At 72.4% G+C, this 5,321-nt stretch carries 7 protein-coding genes; all 7 read left to right on the forward strand.

Annotated features, from left to right (window positions below):
* Positions 1-187 precede the first annotated feature (187 nt).
* Positions 188-1,024, forward strand: a complete 837-nt coding sequence (pyrF, locus tag NCC78_RS26990) for an orotidine-5'-phosphate decarboxylase (protein ID WP_250797986.1) — start codon at positions 188-190, stop codon at positions 1,022-1,024.
* Positions 1,025-1,202: 178 nt separating this feature from the next.
* Positions 1,203-1,520, forward strand: coding sequence for an integration host factor, actinobacterial type (mihF, locus tag NCC78_RS26995; protein ID WP_007458370.1), 318 nt, complete (start codon positions 1,203-1,205; stop codon positions 1,518-1,520).
* Between the two features lie 25 nt (positions 1,521-1,545).
* Positions 1,546-2,079 carry a nucleoside/nucleotide kinase family protein gene (locus NCC78_RS27000; RefSeq protein WP_250797987.1) on the forward strand — a complete coding sequence of 178 codons (534 nt, stop codon included), beginning with the start codon at positions 1,546-1,548 and terminating at the stop codon, positions 2,077-2,079.
* A 76-nt stretch (positions 2,080-2,155) separates the two neighbouring features.
* Entirely contained in the window at positions 2,156-2,419 is a 264-nt protein-coding gene (gene rpoZ / locus NCC78_RS27005) for a DNA-directed RNA polymerase subunit omega (RefSeq protein WP_007075826.1), read from the forward strand.
* Positions 2,420-2,433: 14 nt separating this feature from the next.
* A complete protein-coding gene (coaBC, locus tag NCC78_RS27010; protein ID WP_250797988.1) occupies positions 2,434-3,642 on the forward strand; it encodes a bifunctional phosphopantothenoylcysteine decarboxylase/phosphopantothenate--cysteine ligase CoaBC in 1,209 nt (402 codons plus the stop codon).
* Between the two features lie 87 nt (positions 3,643-3,729).
* Entirely contained in the window at positions 3,730-4,923 is a 1,194-nt protein-coding gene (metK, locus tag NCC78_RS27015) for a methionine adenosyltransferase (protein ID WP_250797990.1), read from the forward strand.
* A gap of 59 nt (positions 4,924-4,982) precedes the next feature.
* Positions 4,983-5,321, forward strand: a 339-nt coding sequence (locus NCC78_RS27020) for a primosomal protein N' family DNA-binding protein (RefSeq protein WP_504921044.1), incomplete at its 3' end; no start/stop codon positions are given.

A 5,321-nucleotide genomic window follows, 5' to 3' on the forward strand; every position in this document is an offset into this window, starting at 1 on the left:
GCCGCCGTACGTCACCGACGACGCCGACCTGGCCCGGATCGCCGCCGGGGTCGCGGCGGCGGTGAAGGCCGGCTGAGCCGCCGGGCCCGGTCCGATGGCAGTACGCGGGCGGCGCGCGCCGCCCGCCCGAGGAGCACCTCGTGGGTCGGTGGACGCCCCGGGGTGGCGAGGAGAGGGGAAGAACCGGATGGAGAGCTTCGGCGCCCGCCTGCACCGGGCCGTCACCGAGCGGGGACCGCTCTGCGTCGGCATCGACCCGCACCCGGGGCTGCTGGCCCGTTGGGGGCTCGACGACGACGTCCGGGGGCTTGACCGGTTCGCCCGGACCGTCGTGGAAGCCCTCGGTGACCGAGTCGCGGTGGTCAAGCCCCAGTCGGCCTTTTTCGAGCGATTCGGCTCCCAAGGCGTGGCGATTCTTGAGTCAACTATCCGACAGTTACGGGATGCCGGCTCGATCGTTCTGCTTGACGTCAAGCGTGGCGACATCGGCTCGACGGTCGCCGCGTACGCCTCGGCGTACCTTGATCCATCCAGCCCTCTCCATGTCGACGCGGTGACCGCCAGCCCCTACCTCGGGGTCGGTTCGCTCGCCCCGATGTTCGAACTGGCCGCCGCGCACGGCGGCGGGGTCTTCGTGCTCGCGTTGACCTCCAACCCCGAGGGCGCCGCCGTGCAGCGGGCGCGCACCGCCGACGGGCGGACCGTCGCGCAGACCGTCATCGACGAGATTTCCCAGCTCAACGCGGGTGCGGAGCCGCTCGGCAGCTTCGGTCTGGTGGTCGGGGCGACCATCGGCGACACCGGTCACGACCTGTCCCGGGTGAACGGTCCGCTGCTCGCTCCGGGCCTCGGGGCGCAGGGCGCGACCGCGGCGGATCTCCGCGTGGTCTTCGGTTCCAGCCTGCCCGCGGTGCTGCCGTCGTACTCCCGAGAGGTGTTGAACGCGGGCCCGGACGCGGCCGCGCTGCGGGCCGCCGCCCAGCGGGCGGCGGCCGACTGCCGGGCCGTGCTGGCTGCCCGTTGACTGACTGACGGCTCGGTCACTTTGCGGTGATCATGGCGCGCCCACGTTGCCGAAAGCTCCGTTGACCGCTAGTTTTCCCCGCGCTGGGAACCATGGACCCCTTGGTTCACAGCGACACCACGTTTCACAGATGCGGCGGTGCGCCCCGCCCGTCGCTATAGGGACCTGAGGAGAACTGGTGCCGCTCCCGTCACTGACCCCCGAACAGCGCGCTGCCGCGCTGGAGAAGGCCGCGGAGATCCGCAAGGCCCGTGCTGAGCTGAAGGAGCAGCTCAAGCAGGGCAAGACCACCCTCGGAGCCGTCCTCGAGCGGGCCGAGTCCGACGATGTCGTCGGCAAGCTCAAGGTGTCCGCCGTGCTGCAGGCGATGCCGGGCATCGGCAAGATCCGGGCTACCCAGATCATGGAGAAGCTGAAGATCGCCGACAGCCGTCGCCTGCGTGGCCTCGGCGAGCAGCAGCGCAAGGCACTGCTTGGAGAGTTCGCCGCCAACTGAGGCTGGCAGCGTGTAGAAACAAGCAGTGAGCACGGATGACGAGGCGCGCCCGGCGGCTCGGCTCACTGTCCTGGCCGGAACTTCGGGTTCCGGCAGGGAGAGTGTCGTCGAGCTGGTCCGGGCGCGTTCTCCGTCCGTCTGGACCCCGGTCCCGGCCACCACGCGTCCCCGTCGGGAGCACGAGGTGCACGGCGTCGACCGGCTCTTCCTCGCCCCGGCCGAGTTCGACCGTCTGGTCGCCGCCGGTGAGCTGCTGGAGTGGAGCCGGGCCGGACCCCACCGGCGCGGCACGCCGTCCGGGCCGCTGCGCTCCCGGCTCGCCGCCGGCCAACCGGTGCTGCTCGGCCTCGACCTGCCCGGCGCGCTGCTGGCGCGCGCGGCGCTGCCCGACACCCGGCTGGTGCTGCTGCACCCGCCCGGCGTCGTCCCCCCGCCGGCCACCCTGGCGGCCTTCGAACTCACCGTGGCGCACGACCTCACCGAGCGGGTCGTGGACAAGCTGGTAGGCTTGTTCGGTTCTTCTTTTCTGGCTCAGGCCCGACCGCGCGTGCGCGGTTGAGCGCCAGCACCGCGTTCGCGCGGTCCGGTTGAGGTCGCCGCGTCCGCGCGGTGCGAAAGACGCAGAGGTTAATTTCGTGGGATCCATCGCCAACCCCGAAGGCATCACCAACCCGCCGATCGACGAGCTCCTCGAGAAGACGACGTCGAAGTACGCGCTGGTCATCTTCGCCGCCAAGCGCGCCCGTCAGGTCAACGCCTACTACAGCCAGCTCGGTGAGGGCCTGCTGGAGTACGTCGGCCCGCTGGTCGAGACCACCCCGCAGGAGAAGCCCCTCTCCATCGCCATGCGCGAGATCAACGCGGGCCTGCTCACCGCCGAGCCGACCGACCAGCCGTAACCCGCCCCGCGCCGATGTCCCCCCGGATCGTCCTCGGGGTCGGCGGCGGCATCGCCGCCTACAAGGCGTGTGAGCTGCTGCGGCTCTTCACCGAGTCGGGCCACCAGGTCCGTGTCGTGCCGACCGCGTCGGCGCTCCGCTTCGTCGGGGCGCCGACCTGGTCCGCGCTCTCCGGCCAGCCGGTCGCCGACGACGTCTTCTCCGACGTGCACGAGGTGCCGCACGTCCGGCTCGGCCAGCAGGCCGACCTGGTGGTGGTCGCGCCGGCCACCGCCGACCTGCTCGCCAAGGCCGCCCACGGCCTCGCCGACGACCTGCTCACCAACACGCTGCTCACCGCCCGCTGCCCGGTCGTGCTGGCCCCGGCCATGCACACCGAGATGTGGGAGCATCCCGCCACCGTCACCAACGTGGCGACGCTGCGCGCCCGTGGCGTACGGGTCATCGAGCCCGCCGTCGGCCGGCTCACCGGCGCGGACACCGGCAAGGGCCGGCTGCCCGACCCGGCGGAGATCTTCGCGGTCGCCCGGCGGGCGCTGGCCCGGGGCGTCGCGGCCCCCGCCGACCTGGCCGGGCGGCACGTGGTGGTCACCGCCGGCGGCACCCGCGAACCGCTCGACCCGGTCCGCTTCCTCGGCAACCGCTCCTCCGGCAAGCAGGGCTACGCGTTCGCCCGTTCCGCCGTGGCCCGGGGCGCCCGGGTCACCCTGATCTCGGCCAACGTCTCGCTGCCCGACCCCGCCGGGGCGGACCTGGTCCGGGTCGGCACCACCGGGGAGCTGCGCGAGGCGACCCTCGCCGCGGCCGACGCGGCCGACGTGGTGGTGATGGCGGCGGCTCCGGCCGATTTCCGCCCGGCGACCTACGCGGCTGGCAAAATCAAGAAGTCGGACGACGGCAGCGCGCCCACCATCGAACTCGTCACCAACCCGGACATCGCCGCCGAGCTGGGCCAGCGCCGTCGACCGGAGCAGGTGCTGGTGGTGTTCGCCGCGGAGACCGGTGACGCCGAGGCCAACGGCCGGGCCAAGCTCGCCCGCAAGCGGGCGGACCTCATCGTCATCAACGAGGTCGGGCCGGACAAGGTCTTCGGCGCGGAGACCAACGCGGCGACCGTCATCGGCGCGGACGGTTCGGTCAGCCGGATGCCCGAGCAGTCCAAGGAGGACCTCGCCGACGGCGTCTGGGATCTCGTCGTGACGCGGCTGGCGGGTCCGTCCTGACGGTTGGACCGGACGCGACCAGCGGGCGCCCCGCGGACCACGGTGACTACACTGCCGCGGAACGACTTTCCACACACTAGGAGTGCCGTGACACGCCGCCTCTTCACTTCCGAATCGGTCACGGAAGGCCACCCGGACAAGATCGCCGACCAGATCAGCGACGGCATTCTCGACGCCCTGCTCACGCAGGACCCGCGCAGCCGGGTCGCGGTGGAGACCCTCATCACCACCGGCCAGGTGCACATCGCCGGGGAGGTGACCACCAAGGCGTACGCCGACATCCCCACCATCGTGCGCAAGACCATCCTCGACATCGGCTACGACTCGTCGAAGAAGGGCTTCGACGGTGCCTCCTGCGGCGTCAGCGTCTCCATCGGCGCGCAGTCCGAGGACATCGCGCAGGGTGTGGACAACGCCTTCGAGCTGCGGACCGGGGCGTCGGAGAGCGCGCTGGACGCGCAGGGCGCCGGCGACCAGGGCATGATGTTCGGCTTCGCCTGCTCGGAGACCCCCGAGCTGATGCCGCTGCCGATCGCGCTCGCGCACCGGCTGGCCCGGCGGCTGGCCCAGGTGCGCAAGGACGGCACCGTCCCCTACCTGCGCCCGGACGGCAAGACCCAGGTCACCATCGAGTACGAGGGGCTGCGCCCGGTCCGGCTCAACACGGTGGTCGTGTCCAGCCAGCACGCCGCGGACATCTCGCTGGAGTCACTGCTCACCCCGGACGTGCGCGAGCACGTCATCGCCCCGGAGCTGGAGAGCCTCGGGCTGGACACCGAGGGCTACCGGCTGCTGGTCAACCCGACCGGCCGGTTCGAGATCGGCGGTCCGATGGGTGACGCCGGCCTGACCGGCCGGAAGATCATCGTCGACACCTACGGCGGGTACGCCCGGCACGGCGGCGGCGCGTTCTCCGGCAAGGACCCGTCCAAGGTGGACCGTTCGGCCGCGTACGCCATGCGCTGGGTGGCCAAGAACGTGGTCGCCGCCGGCCTGGCCGAGCGCTGCGAGGCGCAGGTCGCGTACGCGATCGGCAAGGCGCACCCGGTCAGCCTCTTCATCGAGACGTTCGGCACCGAGACCGTGCCGGTCACCTCGATCGAGAAGGCCGTCAGCGAGGTCTTCGACCTGCGGCCGGCCGCCATCATCCGGGACCTCAACCTGCTCCGCCCGATCTACCGCCAGACCGCCGCCTACGGCCACTTCGGCCGTGAGCTGCCGGATCTGACCTGGGAGAGCACCGACCGGGCCGCCGACCTCAAGTCGGCCGCGGGAGCCTGACCGCCGCCAGGCGCAGCGACCGGCGACCCGCGGACGGGTCGCCGGTCGCTCGCGTCTGCGTGGACGTGCCCCTGGCCCACCTCGACCGGCCCTTCGACTACCTGGTCCCGGCCGAGCTGGACGCCGACGCGGTGCCTGGCGCCCGGGTGAAGGTCCGCTTCGCCGGGCAGCTGGTCGACGGCTGGCTGCTGGAACGGGCCGGCGACTCGGGGCACACCGGCCGGCTGGCGTACCTGGAGAAGGTCGTCTCGGCCGAGCCGGTCCTCGCGCCGGAGGTCGCCCGGCTGGCCCGGGCGGTCGCCGACCGGTACGCCGGCAGCCTCGCCGACGTGCTCCGCCTCGCCGTGCCGCCCCGGCACGCCCGGGTGGAAAAGGAGGCGCCCGAGCCGGCGACTCCC

Source organism: Micromonospora phytophila, assembly GCF_023656545.1.
GTDB classification, from domain to species: Bacteria; Actinomycetota; Actinomycetes; order Mycobacteriales; family Micromonosporaceae; genus Micromonospora; species Micromonospora phytophila.